We start from the raw sequence: 24,578 nt of genomic DNA, 5'->3' as shown, positions 1-24,578 counted from the left end.
TTATGCCCTACTATCGATAAGAAATAATTAACAACATCTTCGATGTAATACACAACAAAAATTGAAATATTGACCGTTAAATAATTAAAATAGTAAATCCAAAATAAACTAAGCTGCAGTCCATTAACTACAAAATTTCCCTGATAATAGGGATATTTATAACAATGACCTATACAGGTATTTGCCAAAGCATCAATTTTGATAAAGTAAATAAAGAAAAATTGATTCGTTATAATGGTGGAATTGCTGCAAACGCTGTTTTTTATGATGGCACTGCCAATAGGCAATCTTTCACCTATTTTTTGAACGGAAATCTTAATTTTAATATTGCTGGACTTTACAACATCCCGTTATCATTTACATACTCCAACCAAGATTTTAATTTTGCAAATCCATTTCAATTCAATAGACTGAGTCTTAATCCGTCTTATAAATGGATTGCTGCGCACATCGGTGACGTTAACATGACATTTTCTCCCTATACCCTTTCAGGACATCAGTTTACTGGAGTAGGAATTGATTTAACACCCGAAGGACCTTTTCAGATAAGTGCTATGTATGGGCGATTTTTGAGAGCAACTGAATTTAATCCTGAAATTCCCGAAGCCCCATTGGCCTTCAGACGAATCGGGTACGGTTTAAAAACTTCCTATGTATTTGAAAAAGTAAAATTAGGTCTTATTCTTTTTAAAGCAACTGATGATGAAGAATCCTTGGAAAACCCAATTCCACTAAATTCCAATTTTAGTCCGAATGACAATGCCGTGGTATCTTTTGAAACGGAATTTACCGTTTTGAACAAAGCTAGATTTAGAATTGAATATGCCATTTCAGGATTAACAGAAGATACCAGACTCAGCGATTCCAGACCCGAAAATGGTTTACTTGGTTTCCTTTTAGATGAAAACATATCTACCAATTATTTCAATGCTTTTAATGTTTCGCTAAACTATCCAGCTGGTAACGGTGTATTGGGTGTTGCCTATGAGCGTATTGATCCAGACTACAGAACCTTGGGGGCATATTTTTTTAATAATGATTTTGAAAACATCACTATCAATGCAAGTCAAAACATTTTTGACAACAAATTGGCTGTAACTGTGAATGCAGGTTTACAGCAAGACAATCTTGACAAAACAAAGTCGTCTGATTTGCAGCGTATCTTAAGTTCCGTAAACTTAAACTATACAGCTTCTGAACGTTTGGGAATCAATGGTTCATATTCAAACTTTCAGTCCTTTACAAATATTCAGGATCAATTTGATTTCATTAATCAGGTAGGGGCATTTGATAATGTGGATACTTTAAATTATAGACAGATATCGCAAAACGCCAATCTTGGTATAAATTATATCACCAAAAAATCAGAAACAAAGCAGCAAACAGCCAGCATTAATTTGATTTATCAAAATTCCAACAACCAGCAAGAAGGAGAAACGATTGATGGAGGTCTCAGCAATTTTTATAATGGTATAGCATCCTACACCTGGAATTATCCAAAAGAAGCATTGAACATCTCACTTGCAGGTAATGCTTCTCTTAATGAAATTGGAATGGAGGATACCAATCTTATTTTAGGACCAACACTATCCGTTGGCAAACAATTTTTTGATAAAACCTTACGGACCAACTTTTCGACCTCGTATAACACCTCATTCAACAATGGCGACCAACAGAACAATGTGTACAATTTTAGATTGGGTGCCAGTTATACAATTTTTGAGCAACATAATTTGAACTTGAACGTACTCTCTCTATTTAGAAATTCCCAAACGGGAGCTAATCAAGATTTTACAATCACTTTTGGATACAGCTACACATTTGACAATTTAAAGCTAAAGTTCAAGAAAAGAGAAAACATACCAGGTCAGAATAGAGACGTTTTTGGCTTCAAACATAGAGGAGTAACCTATAGGGGAACGATTCCAGAATTGAACACCCAACTGACCAATGTATATGGAAGCCCAAAATTTAACGATATACCCCCTTACAAGAAAGATGAACTAAAGATAAATCTTGCATTGGTCAAAGAGCAAAGACGGGAAGCAAATTACAGGCAAGAAGCAATAGAATTTTTGGATAAACTATACAGTTATGGAGATTTTATTAAGATTTATGATGAAATACTCTATGAAGTAGTAGAAAAAATAAGGGCTGATATGAAACGAATTGACATAAAGCTCGAAACATTGTTTGTAGATAAAAAGACCGAGCTCGATAAACATCCATTGCATAATAAAAAAATTGAAGATTATACAGAGGGTGATAAAAGAAGTCAGAAAGGATATGACAGATTGAAAAAAGTCGTAAATGATCGTTTACAGAAATTAGTTGGACATCGATGGATGGAAAAACAATTTAGCAACTATGTTGAATTGATTGATATTCAAGACGCTAAGGGGTATCTGCAGGATTTTAAACGAAATACATCGATAAAATCATACCAGATGTATGAAAAAAGCCGCAATCTCGATGAATTAAGATTATTTTTAGAGATACAGTTCATCGATTATCACTATAGATTATCCACTGATATAGTAAATCCTGATACCTTTGAGCTGAGGTACATAAACAAGAACTAAACCAACCACATGAGAAAATCCCCGCTCTTGTTAATAATTCTTGTACTGATTCTTTTAGGAATCGTTCCTGCTTTTGGACAGTCTTTTCCTGTTCAGGTGATACCACGGGCCATTCCCCCAACACCGGTTTATTTCTCCAATTATGCAGACGGCAATGCTATAAGTGGGCCGTTGCGAGTTCAAATTACATTAAACGATTTAACGATACAGAGCCGGGAAGTACGTTTACAGGCTTCTTTTGAAGGGAATGGAATTTCTTTTCAAAGCAATACAATTGTCAACGGGGCAGCACCACTATTTATAGAAGGGGGGATACCCCTGATTTTGAACAGTGCTGACCTTGCTCCCTATTTTCGATTTGAAAACATTGTTGGCATATCGCCTAATGTTTACGGACGACCAATTCCAGAAGGTTCTTATCAGTTTTGTTTTGAGGTCTTCGATCTGCTTACAGGCAATCGTTTAAGTACGAAATCTTGTGTAAGTACAGTTGTATTTCAGAACGACCCCCCGATTTTGGTAAGCCCCCAGAATAAAGCAATCGTTGAGCAAATTAACCCCCAGAATATTGTCTTTCAATGGACTCCTAGACATATAAACGTATCCAATGTAGAATACGAGTTAAGTATCGTTGAGATTTGGGATAATCAGATTGACCATCAAGCGGCATTTTTAAGCAGTCCGCCATTCTTTACCACAGTTACCACAGCAACTACATATGTATACGGTCCATCGGACCCATTACTTCTTCCAGACAAAAATTACGCTTGGCGCGTTCAAGCAAGGGCTATGCAGGGTGCAGAAGAAGTAGGGGTTTTTAACAACCAGGGGTTTAGTGAGATTTACGTTTTTGGCAGCACTTCACGTTGTGAACTGCCTTCTACAATTACACATGAGGTAAAGGGAGCGACAAATGCCAATATATTATGGACGGACTTTTCGCAGGACCCTTCAGAATATAGTGTACGGTATCGTCAGAAAGGTGTAAGTGGTGAATGGTTTTACTCTAAGACCACTGCTGAAATGGTCACGCTCTGGGACTTAAAACCGGGTACCGAATACGAATATCAGCTGTCAAAAAAATGCGTGCTTTCCGAAAGTGACTATTCGACAATTGCAACATTTCGAACCAATCTTTTTGATGATGATGACAGTACCTATGAATGCGGCATAGCTCCAAATATTGACGTAAGCAACCAAGTTCCTTTAGAAAGCCTTTCAGTAGGTGAAAAGTTCACAGCAGGAGATTTTCCGGTAACGGTAACGGAAGCCAACGGCAGCAATGGTTATTTTAATGGTAAAGGCTACGTAACTATTCCTTATTTAAAAAGTATTAAAGTAGCTGTTGAATTCACCAACATCTTTATCAACCAAAAGAAAGAGCTGGCACAAGGCAACGTTATCACGATGTATGACCCTAATCTGGGCGCTATTATCGATCCTTGGGATTTTATTGATGATGTTGGCGATATTGTTAACGGAGGAGACCACACACCTCTGGAGCCAGTAAATTTTGATATTGATAAAGTTGAAATTAGGGATGGAGAAATTGTAGTTACAGGGACCGATGAGAACGGCAACCCTGTTGAAGAGACCTTCCCTTATGACGAAGGCGATACCTATACCGTTACAGGAAATAACACCGTCTACTCAATTGATGAGAACGGAAATGTGAACGAAGTTGGCGCAGTCGCTGAAGGTGGTGTACCCAATGCAAATAATACTTCGGGCATTCAAGAAGGTAGTGCTGGAACAGCCGCTGACCCAGCTGTGGTAACTATTGATGACTCGCTGGTAAGTTTTACATATTTGATTGATTCTTCAGCCAAATATGGCTGGGATGAGGTGGATAACGATTATGAAAAAAGTAGTTACCCCAATGCAGCGTTAAAAAGTGGCGGCACGTTCTATCCAATCCATAAAGGCGTTAAAAATGGGGATAGCGACAGCTTTTTTGTTGATGTCACATTCAAAGACAATTCACTTACATTGGATAGTCTCATTGTGAAGACGGTCAGCAGTGGTTTGGCGGTAACTACTGAGACAATAAGTGGCAACCCAAACCGACTTAAAATAACGGTAAAGGGCAATGCTGGTTATAGAAGTGAGGAAGCTGTAATAACCTATAAAGGGAGTGAAGACAATCAAATTGTAGTTTCTAGTTTCTTTATCCACCATTTAAGGCCTTTGAACCTGGTGAACGTCACCCTAATACCGGTTAATGGAGCCTCAATTTCTGGGATAAAATCAGGGGTGGCCTCAATGTTTAACTCTGCTGGAGCGCAATTGAACGTTATTGATGGCACTAACTTTAATGGCAATACTTCGCAATTGCAATATACGGAGAGCGGTCTGCTGAGCAGACATCCGCAAAGCTTTACCAACTTTTATGACGATTTCAAAACAAATTCAGGGCAATATCAGGAGAACACATACTATGTTTTTGTCTTTGATGACAATGTACAGCCTGGTAATAATCTAGCTGGTTTTATGCCAAGGGGCACACAGTTTGGTTTTGTTTTTCCAGTCAATGTGAATACCACAGGTTTGGAAAGCAAGGGAACCGTTGCCGATGTCGTGGCCCACGAAGTAGGCCATGGGGTTTTTGGGTTGAAACATCCCTTTGAACCGGGAACTTCGGGAAAAGGCACCAACTGGTTGATGGATTATGGAACCGGAAATGAACTCGCCATACGCGACTGGGAAGCTATGGGCGATGATGGTTTAAATTTTTACGGCTTTGATAATGATGGGGAGGGGGAAGCAAGACCTTGGGAAGGGGTGAACTATGACGTACTTCTTTCAAAAATACCAAATACCTCTGATAGTGACATTTTGAGTTTTGTTTCTCCAGCTGGAGTAATTTATTCCATTCCAGGATCTGCTCGAGACATAACTTTTATAAATGGTTTCTTGGTAGGTTTTACTCTTGAAAGTGAAATTATTGAAAATAGGAGGTTTATAGCTAAAGTCAATAAAAATCCAGAATCACCAGATCATGAGAAATATTTTTTGGGCTACTCTTTAGAGAACAATAGCCCTTACAGAAGGGAATCCTTGTCCACTAACTTGAGGTCACCAAGGGAGGTATATTTTGCATTTTCCGATCATAGCGAGGATTGTTCTAGACCCCTATTATACAAGGCAACCTATACTGGAGAAATAGTAGGTACAAATAATAAAGGAACAAGTCAACCTAATGATGAGTATGAACCAAAGAATGGCTTTAGTGTTAATAGTCCTGAGATAAATGCCATAAACAATACCACAAGTGTGGCAATTAATGTCTCTCAAAATATTTTCAACTGCCTTAAGAATGAAGATTTAAAATTTCTATATAAGCGAATTGAATATACACTTGAAGACGCTGATGCACAATTTTTAGATGAAATTTTTGTTAGACTCAACCAATTTCAAGAAGTTTTTATTGATTTAGGCGACAACCAAAGAGTTGCGAATTACTATCATACTCTGGATGTCAACAGCTTTGGCGATGTCAATTATTTAAGATCGGTACTAAATCAAGAGCAAGGTGATATCTCAGATAAAACTCTTAAAATCAAAATTGTCAGAGATGGTGATTCCATGTTCCCTAAATTCACTGAGTATATCCCATTTTTCCAGAGCTTATATGCCTGTTTGACCCAAACTGGAAGTGGACTTGACAACAACAACTATTACGTTCCTCTTTGTCTTTGGAAAGATGCTGAGGTTACTCAAAAATACACCCCATTTGACCCTGCTTTTTTGGCTGGTATTACCGATGGGGGTATTCAAATAGGTGTTGACTTATATGATCTCGTTGTCGGTGCAGCTACCCTCGCTGATGCATACGGACCGCGTTTGATACTATGCGAAACGCCGGCTACTACAATCAATGCGTATTCAAGATTAGGTGCAGAGCTCGGTGCAATTCTTGCTAATATTTTGATAAATGTCAATCCTATTAGCATTCCGGAAGGTCTAAGGGAGGAGATTGATAAGTTTATCGATATCCTCAAAATCAATGATTTGGTCGAACGAGGTCAAGAGTTTGGCGAAACTATCAATGAGAATCTAAGACCGGCTTACGATTTTTTTAACGGATTAAAGCAAGATGCAGCTTACCTATATCAAGGTGTCCAGAATAGGTTAAATGAGTTTAAAGGGCTTATTGGAATTGACAGCATTTTAAACGATACAATCTGTGCCGATCTTAACGGTCCACGTAATACCAGAAACCAAACCATAGAGATATTAGAAAGTCTCAAAGAATTAACCACACCTGCCAATGTAGAATTACGAGAACAAGTATTTAACGAAATAAAAAGAGCCTTTGACATTTATGTAAGTTCCACAGCGGCAAATGATAATTTCGCCCGCTATAATCAAGCAAAGCTATTTTTTATGGTGATAAGCGAAATAGCTTTAGCCGTATTTTCTGGTGGTACTGCAAATGTGGCAAGGGCAACGGGAAGAATCTTGGACAATTTGGCAAGAATGGGCAGTCAGCTAAAATTTATGACTCAGCTTGCCGCAAAAAGAGTTAACAACATTCAAGGGATTGCCCAAAGCGGAAATAAGGTCATTGGGCCAGATAATGAGCTCTTGTTTGAATTTACTGAGAACGGACTCATAGTTCGTAAGCAATTGCCAGATAGTGCCCAAGACGTAGTACCTCTAACAAATAGTTTATTTAAAGATGTTGATATAACATTACCCAATGGCACAAAACTAAGTAATGAAGATGTTGATATTGTTGAGTATAACGGCCAGATTTATGTTAGAATAATCGACAGTGCCACTGGTAAATGGGCAACTTTTCCCAATATAGGTAGGTTATCTGATGAGGCTTTGGCCATAATTGATGATTGGTCAGATGATTTACTCAATAAGCTAGAAAGTTCTCTTGATAGGTATCCAAACTTAGCTGATGAAATCATCGAGAATACAATATTATTGAATCATTTTTCTAAAATACATACCGTTTGGTACTACAAGCTAGGTTTGGCTCGTGCCCATAAAATATCAGGGAATGGCTCACAATCGATTGATTTACCTGAAAATTTCGTAAAAGTCTTGGGTGATTTAGACCTACAGGATGGAAGCAAAATGAGTGATATCCTTGCTGACAGTCAATTTGGAAGTAAGCTTGGTAGAATTTTGGAGAATGAATTTGAAGCTATCCTAGAAGCAGCCTGGACTAGCAGACGAGGAATTGTGAATGCAGACTTGCCGCAAGGATTGAAGAATTATTATCTGTCCATTTATGATGCTGGATATACCATAATGTCCAAACAGGTTAAGATAAAAGTACCTAATGCTGGGAGTCCAGAGCCAGACTTCCTCTTTTTCAAAAGGAAAAGCAACTCAAACGACATTGATTTGGACGATGTGTTGTACCATGATGCCAAAATAAGTGTGAACACTCCTTTTTCAACAGCTCAACAAGAAATAAAAAGATTGATTGGTGTTGCAAAAGACATGGGTGGTAAAGCAGCTTTTCAAGTAGAGAGCGGAAGAATTAATAATGTAGTATTAGATAATGATGCTATTATAACCATTAAAGAAATGAGCAAAATAGGCACCAAAATCGATGATGGATTGGTTGACTTGGTTAGAAAACTTGAAATAGAAAATTAAAATGAAACCCACTCCACAACATAATATTATAACGCTACTGCTCCTTTTAACACAGTGGTTGGCCTTGGCAGCACCAGATATTGGCGCTGTGGATCCGGTTAAAGGTAAAGATAGTGTGCCTGCAAAAGGTAATACTTTGAAAAAGGCATTAGATCAACGCATCCAACACCTGGCCAAAGTTACTGGGAGTAACACCTTAGGGCTAAAAAAATATACCACGGTTGCCAACAGGAAATTCCGTTCCTTTCCAGTTTTAGATGCAGAACTTGCCCAAACCAAGAATTTTCATTTCAACTATGCACAAAATCAAGAACCGGAATTCAATGAAGCTTACATAGAAGATCACTTTCAACAGGCACAGGCCGATACGTTGATTGCCCGGGCCGACCAACTGATTCAAAAACTAGAAGAATTTGGAAATTTTGTCGATGTGCTCACCGGCAACGATTTGTTGCAACTACCAGTGGGTCTACGAAAACGGGATCCCTCTTCAGGTAATGAAATCGTTATTGCGGTTAGCAGTGTTAGGTTCCATTCAGAATATGCAGAACTCAAACTGTGGGCTAAAATGGATATCCCACAGAGCAACCGCTCACTGTTCTTTGGAGCAGAAGGGGTAAAGTTTTCCCGTCAGGGAGCACTTGTAGGGGATGCGAAGTTGGTATTGCTTGGGGACTTCCCCATTCCCTTTAATGGCGATAATTGGTTGTTGACACTCAAAGGAGGCATCAACTTAAAAACCGGAAATTTTATGAGCAAGAGCTACCTCTCCATAGACTGTAACGGGCTAAAAGAAATTAGCCTAGATGGAAATCTGAAGGTGTCCAGGAGCGTTTTATTGCCGCTAAATGAGAATGGCAGTTATATGTGTGGCCCATCCAAAGAACCCTTTACAACCAATGAAAAAGGTGAAAAAATAGCACAGAACACCTGCTACGTAGAAACGGATTTCACTGTGCAGACTTCAGGCTGGAATGATGTATTGATAGATGTGACATTGCCTCATTTTGAGATGGTCGGACTCAAAAAATGGGCCTTTAACGTTCAGAATGCGGTGTTGGACCTTAGTGATACCCGAAATTCTGAGAATGTTGTTTTTCCGGAAGCCTATAATCAGCTCATACCTACAGAAAATAGAATGCTTTGGCGCGGTATCTACGCCAAGCAGGTAGACATTCTTTTGCCCGAGTCCTTTAAAAAAATTACAGGTAGTGATGAGCGAGTGCGTTTCAATGCCCAAAATCTTATCATAGATAGTTTTGGTCTTTCAGGGGCTTTCTCAGCTACCAACCTATTAAAACAAGGAGAAGGTGCCGTGGGCAAATGGGGCTTTACGGTCGATTCTTTGGGAATCACCTTGGTTACAAATAATATCAAAGGTGGTACTTTGGCGGGGGACATCAAGGTGCCCATAATGAAACAGGCATTAGGCTATGAAGGATGGATAGCAGAAAACGAATACGGTCTCAAAGTGGCTTTGGGAGATACCTTGACCTACGATACCCCTGTATTTTTAGGAAAAATGGAACTACTGCCAAACTCCAGTGTGGCGATTAAATCAAAGAATGACAATTTCTATCCATCGGCAAATCTATCAGGCAGTCTTACAGTGGCAGGTGGTCTCAATCAGAACGCAACCGATAAAAAAAACGATAGCATACCAGTACGGGCAGATGGTTTCAATTTTAGGGGCATTACCTTTCAAGAACTTGAACTGCAGACAGAACCGGACAAACCATACATTCAAGCAAAATACTTTGGTTTTGATGGGGAATTTCAGTTGCTTTTCTTTCCAGTGACCATATCTGAAATGCAAATGGTTACGCCCAGTAAAACTGAGGTGGGGCTTAAGTTTGATATGGCAGTGCACTTAGATGATTTAGGCAAAGGCGCAACCACTTCACTCAACATAATCGGAAAACTTAAAGACGAGCAAAAACTACACAGTTGGCAATTTGACCGTGTGGCAATAGATAAAATTGGTGTTGATTTTAAACGTGGTGGAGTCCATATAAAAGGGGAAGCCGAAATCAAGAACAATGACCCCGAATTTGGAGATGGTTTTGGCGGTGATATAACGGCAACGATAGAAAAATTGAATTTAGAAGTTGGCGGTAAAGGATTTTTTGGGTCAAAAAAGATTACTTCGGAACAACCGGAAACCTTCCGTTATTGGTTCGTAGATGCTTGGCAGAAAAAAACCAAGGGCGGTGACGGTAAGTTTCTTATTGATTCGTTTATGGGTGGGCTTTCCAATCATATGCGTCGCACAGATGCCAATAGTGTTTGGACCCCCACTGGATCTACCTACACCCCAGATTATGAAATAGGAATGGGTATTAGGGCTGGTGTTAGCATAGGTGTGCAGCGAAAAACTACATTTCGCGGAAGAGCGGTACTAGAGATGGTTTATAATACTAATGGAGGGCTGAACCGCATTGGTTTTTCAGGTGAAGGAGCTTTTATGACGGCTCAAGACCAAGAAGATTACTCAGAGGAAAAACTTAAAGAACTTCAAGAGGCCATTGATAAATGGAAAAAAGATAATCCCCTACTTTACCAGATTGCACTGCGCAATGGTGATTTCTTGGAAACAGCCAAGGAGTATATTCCACTTCGCGAAGTTGCATCCTCAGGTAAAATTGGGGTGTATCTCGGTATAGAAAAAGATTTTACGACAAGCACGTTCCATGGTACATTTGAACTTTACCTCTCTACACAGGGATTGCGGGGGGCAGGCCCAAACAATAAAGCTGGTTTTGCCACGCTACATACCAGTCCTGATGAATGGTACCTACACGTAGGATCGCCCACGGACCGGTTGGGCTTGGTATTCAGTATCGGAAGCGAGGTTGAGCTAGAAGTTGGAGGGTATTTTATGACCGGTAATATGTTGCCAACCCAATTGGCCCCACACCCGCGTGTTCTTCAGATTTTGGGAGATGATATATTGGATAGCAATAGAAGGCCCAATGAGTTGAGTAAGGGCAGTGGTTTTGCTTTCGGACTCAGTTTTGCACTCAGAAAGAGTTTTCAGTACTATATATTTTATGCCACATTGGAGGTGGGTGCCGGTTTTGATGTAATGCACCGTCTATATCCTGATGCCCGTTGTAAAGGAAGGTCCGGGCCAGTAGGAAATAATGGCTGGTACTCCTCCGGTAATGTTTACGCATGGCTTTATGGCGAATTTGGCGTACGCGTAAAATTACTGTTCATTAAAAAGAAAATCAAAATTGGTGAAGCTGGTATAGCGGCCTTGTTACAGGGGCAATTTCCAAATCCAACATACTTCAAAGGTTACGTGGGCATGTATTTCAGTGTACTGGGTGGTCTGGTAAAAGGTAGGTTGCGTTTGAAAGTGAGTTTTGGCGACGAATGTGAAATGATTGATATTAATCCGTTTACCGAAGTACCGATTATTTCTGACCTGACACCATTGGATGGTTCCGATGAAGTGGATGTATTCACAGCACCCCAAGCAGTATTCAACTATGCCGTAGGCCAACCTTTCAGCATTGATACTTCCGAAGGTTTGGAGACTTTTAAGATAAACCTTAAGACTTTTGAATTGACCTGTGAAGGGCAGTCCATACCAGGGCGATTGGAATGGAACCAAGACAACGATGCGGTGACCTTTGTGCCAGATGAGGTGCTTCCCTCAAAAAAGCAGGTTACAGCATTGGTAGAAGTGACCTTTGAAGAAAAAGTGGGCGGTAATTGGCAGGTCGTCAATCAAGACGGTAAGCCCGCAATAGAAAAGCGAGACACCCAATTCACGACCGATTTGGCTCCTGATCATATTCCACTCCACAATATTGCCTATATGTATCCTGTAAAAGATCAAAAAAATCTGTACCCACAAGAATATAACAAAGGATATGTAAAATTAGAGCGGGGACAGAGCTACCTTTTTAACGGAGGCTATACCATCAGGGCACAAACGGTTGAAAATGGGGTAGGTACTCGTACCAATTTACGATATGACCAAGCCAGTAGAACGCTCAGCTACGATTTGACTGAAATGGGACTTTCCACTACTATTGAAATTGATATTATGGCCTTTCCGCCAGAAGATACATCACCAGCTGAAGTAGTTGTAGTTGAAGAAACCACTTCTTTTGATGAAGAACCTGGCGATACCAGTTGGTACGACCCAAACTCAGGGAATACCACCACTGAAACATCCTCAGGTAGTGTTACAGTAGCCAATAAAAAGGCATCTAGTGTAGTGATTGCGAATGCATCACCCAAATCACTGTTAAATTTTGGTTTTGCTACAAGTAAGCACAGTTCTTTTAAAGATAAAATGCGTTCGCTTGCAATTACCGACAATATCACCGAAATCATTACAGCAGATATACATAGCATACATTTAAAAATGCAGCAGTATGAAAATTTTGATGTGCCAGAAGTGTTGGGTACCAAGTTTACTGGAAACAAACCTATAATTCATGGTGAGGCAATTCTTAGAGACAATTATTACAAAAGACAGATATACCCTTTAAATTATGAAAACTATCCGTTGGATGGAAACATTACCGTAAATAGACAAGAGACTATTTTGGGAGTGCCACCGATAAGGGGACTTGATGTTCCCAATTGGTATAGTTTTTATTTGGTGGAGGAGCCCACATCTCCCTATGTGACCCAAAGGTATCCATTGATGTACAATCTGCCGTTTTACTACAAAGCTGACTTTTTACATTTACAGTACAGCATTGTGAACAGGTATGTGAACGGAAATCCGAACCAAGCAATGTACGAACGCTATAAGTATCTTATTGAGGGGCAATTTCCAGCCCTACCTCAAGATAGTTATAGAACTTATCTGATTTACAGTACTCCAGGCGATGTACATTCGAGCAAACATGAAATAAAATTTATAAACGATAATTAATCGACATAATAAATGAAAGGCTCTACAGTGTACATACCAAAAACTAAAAAAATTCTAGATAGATTTTCACCTCTTGTATTGGTGACTATAATTCTATTTATCGGAGCTTTATCAACGAAGGGGTACGGTCAAGAAACCGCATCTATACAGGTACTTGCAAAATCGAATCCTGAGAAGATACTATTACGATGGGCAGCAGACCAACCGTTGGCATGGAAAAGAGGGAATGAGCATGGTTATATGATAGAAAGGCACACAATTTCAAGAAATGGAGCGGCTGTACTACCCGTAGAAAGCACTATGATTACACAGTCACCACTTAGACCTAGACCTCTTGAGGAGTGGGAGGCCTTGGCAACATCGGATGACTATGCCGCTGTGATTGCACAGGCTATTTATGGTGAAGATTTTGATGTGGACACTTTCGGTAGTGCCGATAATATCTTTGCGGTAAACGAGGCCTTAGAACAACGCTTCACCTTTGCATTGGTTGCCGCGGAGCAAAACTTTGAAGCGGCAAAATTGGCAGGTTGGGCCTATGAAGACACTTCTGTAATATCAGGGGAAAAATACCTTTATACAATATTTGTAAATCTACCTGAGGGCAGTAAGTACACCATTAAAGAAGCGAGCATTTATGCCAGTACTGATTTTGCTGAATCTTTACCCCAGCCTTTGGGCTTTGCGAGCATATTTGCTGATGGCAACGTGTTACTGAACTGGAACTTTAATTTGCTGCAAAAAACCTACAGCAGTTATATTTTGGAAAAGTCAACGGATGGTAACTCCTTTCAGAAAGTGAACGGACAGCCTATCTTCAATGCACAAAATTCAGAGGAAAATGAGCAAGTTTCCCTATTTTATAATGACAGTATTCCCAATAACAAAACATTTTACTATCGTGTAAAGGGTATCACTCCTTTTGGTGAAACAGGGCCTCCTTCGCAAGTTGAATCGGGTATGGGTTTGGCTTCGCTCGATTATACGCCGCACATTCTCAGAAAGAGAATGCCCGATGAAAATACGGTTGAGCTAGAGTGGGAATTTGCAGAGGAAGGTAATTCTGAGATTATTGGATTTAAATTGAAAAGGGCCAACAAGGCAGAGGGACCTTATGAAACTGTACTGTCCAATATTTCGGCTAATTCCCGAACGGCCACCTTTACCGGTTTAAAGCGCATCAACTATTTCTCGGTGGTGGCAATAGGAAAAAATGGTGCTGAAAAACCATCATTCCCCGCTATAGTACAACCTTTGGATTCTACCCCACCTGCTCCTCCGGTTGAACTGGCAGGTCAAATTGATACAACTGGAGTCGTAAATCTCTCATGGAAAGGAAATTCGGAACCTGATTTAGCTGGATATCGCGTTTTCCGTTCCAACAACCCTAAAGCTGAGTTTAATCAAATCACACTTTCATTGGTGCGACCCAATCAGTATAAGGACACAATTCCGCTAAATAACATGAATTCTAAAATATACTACAAGATAATTGCAGAAGACCAACGTTACAATACCTCTGATTTTTCAGAAGCTTTGGTTTTACAAAAACCGGATTTGATTCCACCTTCGCCACCTGTAATCTCTAATTATGAAAACACAGAAAGAGGGGTTAAGATAAATTGGATCAACAGTTCTAGCGATGATGTTTCTAAACATATCATTTATCGTAAAAATTTGGCCAATGAAGGAAAAGATTGGGAGCAGTTAACGGAAATACCTGTTGAAAACGGGGCCGTGGAATATCTTGATTTGGATATTGAAACGGGCAATCCTTATGCATACACCCTAGTGGCGATAGATGAAACTGGATTGGAAAGTAACCCTGCCAGCCAAGTAATCCTTACAACACCCAAAAAACTATATGCCGAAACGATAACCAAATTCAATAGTGTTGTCGATAGGGATAATCGCAGAATACTTTTGACGTGGCGCAGTGATATTTCAGCTATTTCAGAATTTCTTATTTATAGGGCTGAGGGCAATGCTCCCTTAACATTGTACAAGACCATTGAAGGAGATAAAAAATCTTTTACAGATTCCGATTTAGTAGTGAGTACTGAATACATATATGCTATCCAATCAGTAACCAAAGATGGTACTCAGTCCCAATTAAAGAAAATTAAGGTAACCTATTAAGCTATGAAAAGGTCAACTAACGTTTTTATATTTTCCATTTTTTTAGTCCTTTCGGGGTGGTACACCAATGCACAGTTCAAGTATAAGATTGATTATCAAGGAGAGTTCATATTTTGTGATGGTGGTCAAGCATTTACATATGCCGCATCGTTGGGTGATTCTCAAGGGGATACTTCAGGGCCAAATATCATAAGTGGTAATGCTAGGGTTTGCCCTGTTGAGACCGCTTTTATTTTTAGGGACGAAATCATATCAACTACAAAAGTTTATGCGGGTATAAATAGGCGATTAACCCAAAACTTTTCTTCTACGAATAGATTTTTTGATTTTTGTGAAGTAACTACAGGCATTGGCCCTAATGGAAGTAATCTAGTGCCAGATAACCGACTTTACTTGAGTAGGTTCAATGTATATTTAATTGAATCTTTGGCGGATGTCAACAATTATAATGCTTCAACGAATATATTGCCAGAGTGTAGCGGAGGTTCGATATCGATTGCCCGAGATGTCTGTGGAAGTACATCTTACGCAGTAGAATATCAAATAGGTAGCGACGCTTGGACAAACTTTCTAAGCTATAGCCCTAGAAATTCCAGTTTTGGAATAAACTTAAGCTCTTTTCCAGGGCTGGCAACAAATCAAAATGTTCGAATACGGGTTCGGTACAACAATGCAGCACCATTTGAATATTCTGATGTATTGACATTTGCGTTCATTCCTTGTGCCCCCAATATTGATAATATTCAAACAACTGATGCTTCTTGTTTTGACAGTAATGACGGTGGAGTGCAATTAACATTTGACAGGGCATTGGAGTCCGGTGAAGAGTTTCGAGCAACATTGAGCGGGGTCACCCCAGAAGGGTTTGTCATACCCGAAGATGATGTCAGCGCCAATAGTTTTGGAGCGGGCAATACATACACATGGCCAAGTGGTCTGGAGCCAGGGGATTATACGGTTACCTACCAAACTTTCATCCTGAATGGACCGGGTTCTGGAGATGACACCCCAACTACAACTGGAGAAACGGGGACTTTTACAATTAATCGCCCCAGTGAGGTGACGGTCAGTTTGAACAGTGTTGACCAACCTGAATGTATTGGTGAATTAGGCCAAGTAACATTGACTGCTTCTGGGGGGCAAGATTTGCAAGGGGGTACTTATCAATACTCCAATAATGGAGGAGCTTGGCAAGACTCCCCTGTTTTCGGAAACCTTCCACAAGGAAGTACAAATAGTTTTAAAAGCCGATTGGTTTTAAATGGAGGTGGTTTTTGTACAAGCCCCGGTACGGTCTCTGTTACTATTGACCAAATCACTAATGGGATAACCATCACATCAGCTTCTGTGAATCAGCAAGTAAGCTATCCTGGTGCTAATGATGGCGAAATTCGTATAAATATCTCTGGGGGGGCACCAAATTTTACATATCAGGTAAGCGGGCCTGTATCCCGAAATTTGTCATCAGCAGCTAGTTCTGGAGTTATTGCAGGGCTTCCTGAAGGCACCTATACAGTTTCGGTTACAGACGGTACTGGCTGTATCGCAAATTTTAACAGTACAATTTCTCTTAACGCTTTTCCTGTCCCTACAATAAATACAATGCAAGTGACCCAACCAATAAGTTGTTTTGGAGATGCCGACGGACAGATTACTGCCACGATAGCAGGGGGTACGCCTCCCTATAATTTTGAATGGTCTAGAAATGGTATAGTATTGGAAAGTGGCTCTACAAATTCTACTTTTGTTCGCAATAATCTTGAACAGGGTACGTATACGCTTACAGTATCTTCTTCCGCAGCTCCGATAACAGTTCCAGCTGCTAGAGCTAGTGAATCACTTAGTCTCACTCAACCGACAGCGCTAACGATTGCCAACGCAACTCCTGGTGATATAAGTTGTTTTGGAGGAAATGATGGTACAATAGCCGTTACTGTAAATGGAGGAACTGCGCCTTATCGTTATCGCATCTCAAATTCTGGTAATTTTACTTCCGCGAGTGGAAACTCATTCAACATACCTGTGAATGCCCCAGGGAATTACCCACTGTTAATTCGCGATGCAAATAATTGTGAAGTTGTTTTTGGCACCACGTTGACCATCAATGAACCCTCAGATGCCATACAGATAACGGAGATTACTGCTTCGCATGTAGACAACACTATAAATGGTGGTACGGCAGGTGTTCTTGAAATAAATGTGATTAATAATTCTGGAATATCATCCACTTCATGGACGAGAAATGGAACTGCGTTCACGCCGCCAGCAGGTTCTACCCAAACCCGCTTGATCAACTTGCCCGCAGGAAATTATAATCTAGTTTTAACCGATACCAATGGTTGTACCGGCAGCTTGACCAATCCCATAGAAATTTTAGAACCCGGACCATTGGCCATCACAGACCTTTCGGGGACCGATATTTCCTGTTTTGGTGAGTCAACGGGTAGTTTGAATGCTGTAGTAACCGGTACGCCCCCTTTCAATTTTATATGGGAGAAACAAGGCGAACCTACTTTTTCGGCACCCAACAGCGCCACTATTTCCAATCTGACCGCCGGAACATATACACTCAGGCTTACAGATGCCAGCGCAACTCCTGAAGTAAATGATTCATTTACTTTGGTAGAACCTAGTACTCCACTTTTTGCTTCTACCACACTGATTGATGTCTCTTGTTTTGGAGGTAACGATGGGGTAATAACGGTAAATGCTACGGGCGGTACAGCCCCTTATAGTTATTCATTGAATGGAGGTGCATTTCAAACGAGTAATACGTTTACAGGTCTTGCACCTGCAAATTACAGCATCAGTATAGAAGATGACAACGGTTGTGTTTATGACATCGGGGCAAACATCTCTGAGCCAAATCAGATTCAGGTGAATCTAAATAACCTTGTTAATGTTTCTTCTTCGAGCGGAAGTGACGGTTCTATAGAAATTTCTATAAATGGTGGAACGGCTCCCTATGCCATAACATGGTCTGGCCCTGGAGTTTTCACCTCAAATCTTGAAGATATTTCAGGATTGGAGGCAGGATTATATACTCTTGAAATCAGGGATACACGTCACAGCACCGATGCCAGTGGTTGCTATTTCATTCAAAATTTTACGGTAACGGAACCTGGACCTTTATCAATCGATACTGTTGATGTTATTGATGTGGATTGCAAGGGTGAAGCCACTGGATCTATTTCTGTTGCCGTTACAGGGAACCCTCCATTCACTTACACTTGGGAATTTGATGGAAATATCATCCAAAATGCTAATTCAAATATCCTGTCGAACCTTGTAGCTGGCACATATACGGTAATAGTTGAGGACGCTTCCCAAAATACTCCCGTGGTTCAAGACATCTTCGTAGGCGAACCTACTGATTCCCTTTCAGCATCCGCAGTGGCCTCAGAAGTGTCATGCTTTGGTGGTAGCGATGGTGCTATACAAATCAATGCAGTGGGAGGTACAGCACCCTATTTATATTCTTTAGAAGGTTCTGCTTTTCAGGCTTCAAATACATTTCAAAACCTTACAGAGGGATTTTATACTGTAGTAGTACGTGATGCAAATGACTGTGAATTTACATTGCTAAATGATGTTTTTGTAAATGAACCTGCAGAGTTGATACTGATTGTTGACCAACAGACCAATCTTACTGCTGCGGGCTCTAATGACGGAGCGATAGCCATTACTGCAGCAGGTGGTACTTCACCCTATACCTATGAATGGTTTTCAGATACGGGTTTTTCGGCTACGACAGATGATATTTCCGGTTTGGTAGCAGGTAATTACACAGTAATCGTGAGGGATGCCAACCAAAGTAATGATACTGATGGCTGCACGTTGACCCAAGATTTTGTTATCACGGAACCTGGACAATTGATAGTCTCCGCCCAAGTGACGGTATCACTGGATTGCTTTGGAGATGATTTTGGTGAAATTATCGCAAATGTACAGGGAGGTATTCAGCCCTATACCTACGAATGGTTTCAAATCACTGATGGAAACAATATTCTATTGGGCGAGACCAGTGACATTCTAGGAGATTTGACTGCAGGTCAGTATTTTATCCGCGCTACTGACGCCAATGGTGTGGTCATGGATTCTAGCCCAGTACTTTTGCAACAGCCACCGCTTTTAACAGTGCAGATAGCGAATACAACAGATATTCTTTGTATTGGCGAAGCTACTGGCGCTATAGATATTACGGTTCAAGGAGGAACACCGCCTTACAACTATTTTTGGGGCAATGGAGAAACAACAGAAGACTTAGAAAATATTGTTGCCGGTGAATATGCCGTTGAAGTGGTTGATAGCAATGGGTGCTTCTTAGAGACCAGTGTAGTGATACAAGAACCTCTAGAGGCATTAAGATTGGATAATATCACAATAACCAATGTATCAGCATATGAAGGTAATGATGGAGCTATTGACTTGGATATTTTTGGTGGTAGTGGTGATTACACTATGGAATGGATCCGTCTTGCAGATAATGGTTTACTAGGTACTCAAAAAAGTCTATCCAATCTTTTTGCGGGAGAGTATCAGTTGAATGTTACAGATGACAACGGATGTACCCTAACAGAGACTTTTGTGATTACGCAACCTGATATCATCGATAGTATAGTAACACCACCCACTTGTTTTGGAGGTTCAGATGGTAACATTGTTTTGGAGGTGAACAGGGGTAATGGCACTTTTTCTTATTTGTGGAGTACAGGCGAAACTACAGAAAGTATTTTTGGTCTTGGAGCCGGAAGCTATTCCGTAACGGTTACAGGATTCGCCAGTGGGCCAGAAATGAGAACTTATGTAATTGAGGACCCAACGCCCTTGGAAGTCGACTTGGGTGAGGACCAAGTTCTTTGTAAAGAACAAATATTGACTTTGGATGCGACAGTAGAGGGTGCGGATATTACATATGAGTGGTCTTCCAATACAGGCTTTACAAGTGATTCTCCTGTTGTCGATTTGAATCAAAGCGGCACTTACACCGTCATTGTCAGCAATCCAAATGGTTGCACAACCACGGGTACGATTGCCATAGATGTTATTGAAGATGAAATCAGTGCTGAGTTTGCCATGTCTAGTCAAGCATTCGTAGATGAATCTGTAATTGCTGTGGATATTAGCTATCCACTTCCAGACACTTTAGAGTGGATCCTGCCCAACGAAGCCACGATCCTTAAACAGGATAGAGATGAGTTAGAAGTAACATTTTCTGAACCTGGAGAATATGAAATAGGTGTCATTACCACATTGGGCTTATGTACAGCGAGTCAATTCAAGAAGATACTAATAGTTGAGCATGACGGCACTCTTACAGGATCTAACAACGCTAGTAATAGTAATTATTTAGAAGATTTTATTTTATATCCAAACCCAAGTGATGGTAGATTTACAGCAGATGTAAAGCTTTCGGAGCGAACAAACATCAGTATTAAAATATTCAGTTTTGCCAACAATACATTGATAGCATCTGCTAAAGAACGGGGTGAGAGCAGTTATTCAATTCCGTTTGACATTTCTGCAATGCCAACTGGGGTCTATGCTGTGTTATTGGAAACTCCCTATGGTACCAGGTTGCAAAAAGTTATAAAACGATAGATAATGATTAAGTACTGTGGTGTAGCTTACATTTTGTTCTTACGATTACCGTATTAACTTATGCCCTTAGACCGAAGTAGTAAAGTTGTAATCAATTTTTAAACTTTCACTTAAAATAAATGTCCAATTTGTATAGGACACTTGTCTATCATAGTAAGATTGATTTTCAATTTTGCCCACTTTCTTTGCTCAAGTTTAGATATTGATCTCATATCGAGTACTTCGCCCCCCACCCATAGGTTTGAAAATACCTTTTGCCACTAGGTCTTGTAAATCTCTTGTAGCGGTGGCTTTTGAGGTGCTAGCAATGGAAACATATTTTCGAGCGTTCATTCCCCCTTCAAAACCTTGGTGACCTTCATCCAACATTCTACGAACCACTTTTTGTTGTCTTTCGTTAAGTTCATTTTTATGTTGGTCAAAGAACTTCGTTTTCTTTAGGGTAAATTCAATTTCTTGCTCCGCATCTATTTGGGCGTCTAAAACTGTTTGGACAAAGTAGTTTATCCAATTCGTGATTTCATTGGAGCATTGTGCCTTTTGCAAGGCATCGTAATACGAATTTTTGTTTCCTTCAATAGATTTGGAAAGACTGAACAAAACGGGGCGACCAATACTTTGTGAAAGTGCTTTCTCAGCCACAGCTCTACCTATTCTACCATTGCCATCTTCAAAAGGGTGAATAGTTTCAAAATAGAGATGAGCAATTGCAGCCCTCAAAATAGGTTTCTTAATGTCGCCTTGAGATTCATTGAACAATTTAATAAACCCATTCATTTCTGAAGGCACTTTACTTGACGGGGGGGCTTCAAAATGAACCACCTCTCTACCCATCCCACCAGAAACGATTTGCATTGGTTCTTCATGCGTGCGCCATTGGCCTATTTGAATTTGGGTGTTGCCTTTCATCAACATGGTATGCCAATTAAAAAGCATTTTGCTTGTCAGCGGTTTTTTAAAATTATTACGGACCGCAAGCATCAATTCAGCCACTCCCTCCGCCCGTTTGTCTTTGGTCAATGGCAATTCTGGATTAAGCCCCAAGTTTCTTCGAATAGAAGACATTACATCATTTCGACTTATATATTCCCCTTCGATTTCTGAAGTCTTAATAGCCTCAGAGACCATAAGATTAATCATGGCCTCGGTTTGCTCGGTTTCTGAAAGCCCTTCTAACACCCCACTGATACGCCCAGTTCTCTGTGCAAAATCATAGAGTAAATCTTCAATAGCATCGGTTTTGTATTGAAAATTAGGCCAGTCTTTTTGTTGCCAATTGTATCTCATGAGCCGATTAGAAACCTTATTCGGCTCAAAAGTAATAAAAATATGAGTTGAATAGATGGAATGTTTGGCTCAGTTCTACTTTAAATATATTAAATAGAGGCTATTTGATTATTAAAAATGTAAACTACTTCTTACATTGGCTTGAAAATACCGATATTATTATTTTTATTAAATCCCGAAATAATTAATGAGAACTTCTTGATATTTAAAAGTTTGAGCCCCTTTATTAATAAATATTAAATTAATCTTGAAAGAAAGACTTGTAATAAAAGGTACTGTATTAACCTATGGAGAAAAATGGTATGTTGGAGAAGAATTATTTTCCTCTATCCTATTATCATCAACACATAGCTGGATTTTTAAACACTATTCACCGCAGGATGACTTGATTACTAAAATGGATTCATGGAAATCCAGAGAATTTGGTAGAATCAAAGCTTCAATTTATGGATTTGTAAGTGACTTGCATAATATTTCAATAAACTACTGTTTACTGAAGGAAACAATTGAAAATAATGAAATAAGTAAGCATAAAACTAGAATGTATATTGGCTTACTCTTAGAAAATTATTTCACAAATATTAGAAGCTTATATGATTTTCTTTTTCATATAATTAAAATATGCCTGTCTGATAATCAACTAAAAGCGTATCCCGAAAAGGATTCTTTAAATAACCTGATTAGATTTTCAAAAAAATCAAATAACAAAGAAAAACTTCCTCTGAGGATAAGATTGTTTTTGCTCGACATTGAACCATATTTGGAGGAAGTTAGAAATATTCGCGATGCTATAATTCATAAGGGTAAAGAAATTATAATAACCCAGAATGGGGAAGACGTGCTTTTTAGAATACATAAAACAGGTTTGTACGGTAATGATACTATTTTACCAGATATTCTGCATTGTAATAAAGCAGACTATGATATGAAGGAATATATAAGAGAATTGACAATTAGCCTTTTCAAATACACGGAGGACCTAGGAGAAATTCTTTTACTTGAACTAATTGAAAAGGAAAAGTTCAAATGGAGTCTCCATTCAATTACTAATTATTGTATGGAGGAATTCACTTCATTTATGTTAAAACAAGAAATACAGGAGAAATGAAAGAATACTACTGTACAACTCTAAAGTTTAAAGACCGAGAAGTTACTCATAAAGCACTTCATGCACACTTGTTCATTTCAGATAAAGAGATGTACTTTCAAATCATTGACAATGATGAAAATTCTCAGATTGACCGAAACTTTATGATTTCTCTGAATGGCATGGATAGTTTTGAAGAGAAATTTGAGGTAATAGAAACCGAAGTTGCTTTGTTTTTTGATAATACTAAAATATATCGAGTAACTTCTTTTCAAACCGATTCTCAAAACAAATATTTCACAATTTATGTTAGTAATATTGCTTTAATAGTTGCAAATACTTATAAAGAGTTGATAAATGAAGGAGAGACATTTTTGGATGATAATGGATTGAAGATTGTGAATTTATTTTATTCTTTCTTCAATAATCTAAAGGAAATTAATGAATTCTCCATATTGCGAATGCAGGGTATGGAAGAATTCTATGAGATAGATGCAATGTCTTTCAGACCAGAATTGAAATTTATAAGCAATGAAAAAAGAGGCAGTAAAGAATTAACTATTAAGAAACTTCCAATACTCAAATATAAATATGAAAATATCAGCTTTGAAGAAGCAAAAAAACGAAATGAAATAGTTTGCAGTTTTTTATCTTTTTGTTTTGGAATAAGAATAAGTATCCAAAAGCTTATTTACAGAAATGATAAGCAGATTTTTATTTATAGAAATACACTACCTAAAACTCAGATATTTGTTTCGAACTTTTTTACCGTTTTCAGGTTACTAAAAGAGAATCATAACATCCAAAGAATACTTAAAACTTCATGGTTTAAGGAATACATAAAAAACGAAGAAAAGTTAAATAAGGCAATAGATAATTATCTACATTCTAGAGAAGTAAACCTTAGTGCTTCTTTCCTATTGTTATTTAATATTATTGAAATATTCAATATTAAACCTGCAATAGAAAAATTTGAATTTAATAACCAAAAGGAGCAGAAATTTAATCTGGCATTTGAATCAATTTCAGAAGCATTAATTAATAAAAAGGATAAAGATTTATTGAGAGATAAATGGCAAGGGTTAATTAATAACATTACTGTTAAACCATTAAAAAGTCCGTTGGAAGAAACATTAAGATTAAACAACATCAATCCGTCAAACTATGGGTATACGTTTAATAGGTTAAAGAAAACACGTGATAAGCTAACTCATGGGAGTGTGGCATCAATTAAAGAAAAGGATTTGAAATCTCAGATTAGCTGCGTTAGAAAAATATCGAAAAGCCTAATTCTTTCTAAGTTAGGTCTAAAAAGCGACCTAAAAAATTCGATATAAGTTCGTTATCAATTAATAAAACT

General features: G+C 39.0%; 8 protein-coding genes. 7 read left to right on the top strand and 1 reads right to left on the bottom strand.

All coding sequences use genetic code 11. From position 1 onward, the window contains the following. Positions 1 to 164 precede the first annotated feature (164 nt). The 5 genes from ACZ1GR_RS12180 to ACZ1GR_RS12160 are packed head-to-tail and all read left to right on the top strand — an operon-like array spanning position 165 to position 20,844. On the top strand, positions 165 to 2,582 hold the full coding sequence (locus ACZ1GR_RS12180) for a TonB-dependent receptor (RefSeq protein ID WP_472609236.1): 2,418 nt from the start codon (positions 165 to 167) through the stop codon (positions 2,580 to 2,582). 9 nt (positions 2,583 to 2,591) lie between these two features. Then, positions 2,592 to 8,204 carry a fibronectin type III domain-containing protein gene (locus ACZ1GR_RS12175; protein ID WP_472609235.1) on the top strand — a complete coding sequence of 1,871 codons (5,613 nt, stop codon included), beginning with the start codon at positions 2,592 to 2,594 and terminating at the stop codon, positions 8,202 to 8,204. Position 8,205: 1 nt separating this feature from the next. After that, positions 8,206 to 13,104 carry a hypothetical protein gene (locus ACZ1GR_RS12170; protein WP_472609234.1) on the top strand — a complete coding sequence of 1,633 codons (4,899 nt, stop codon included), beginning with the start codon at positions 8,206 to 8,208 and terminating at the stop codon, positions 13,102 to 13,104. 12 nt (positions 13,105 to 13,116) lie between these two features. After that, a complete protein-coding gene (locus tag ACZ1GR_RS12165) occupies positions 13,117 to 15,243 on the top strand; it encodes a hypothetical protein (RefSeq protein WP_472609233.1) in 2,127 nt (708 codons plus the stop codon). Between the two features lie 3 nt (positions 15,244 to 15,246). Next, complete coding sequence (locus ACZ1GR_RS12160; RefSeq protein ID WP_472609232.1) at positions 15,247 to 20,844, top strand: T9SS type A sorting domain-containing protein; 5,598 nt, start codon at positions 15,247 to 15,249, stop codon at positions 20,842 to 20,844. 195 nt (positions 20,845 to 21,039) lie between these two features. Here ACZ1GR_RS12160 and ACZ1GR_RS12155 read toward each other — a convergent pair whose 3' ends face one another. Then, positions 21,040 to 22,131 carry a Fic family protein gene (locus ACZ1GR_RS12155; RefSeq protein ID WP_472609231.1) on the bottom strand — a complete coding sequence of 364 codons (1,092 nt, stop codon included), beginning with the start codon at positions 22,129 to 22,131 and terminating at the stop codon, positions 21,040 to 21,042. 247 nt (positions 22,132 to 22,378) lie between these two features. Here ACZ1GR_RS12155 and ACZ1GR_RS12150 point away from each other — a divergent pair, with 247 nt between their 5' ends. Further along, entirely contained in the window at positions 22,379 to 23,239 is an 861-nt protein-coding gene (locus ACZ1GR_RS12150) for a hypothetical protein (RefSeq protein ID WP_472609230.1), read from the top strand. Beyond that, entirely contained in the window at positions 23,236 to 24,555 is a 1,320-nt protein-coding gene (locus tag ACZ1GR_RS12145; RefSeq protein ID WP_472609229.1) for a hypothetical protein, read from the top strand. The genes ACZ1GR_RS12150 and ACZ1GR_RS12145 overlap by 4 nt, the downstream gene beginning before the upstream one ends. The last annotated feature ends 23 nt before the right edge of the window (positions 24,556 to 24,578 follow it).

Source organism: Croceitalea sp. W27 (genome assembly GCF_055693185.1).
The sequence above is the reverse complement of the archived record's forward strand: the minus strand, read 5'-3'. Positions and strand labels throughout refer to the sequence as shown.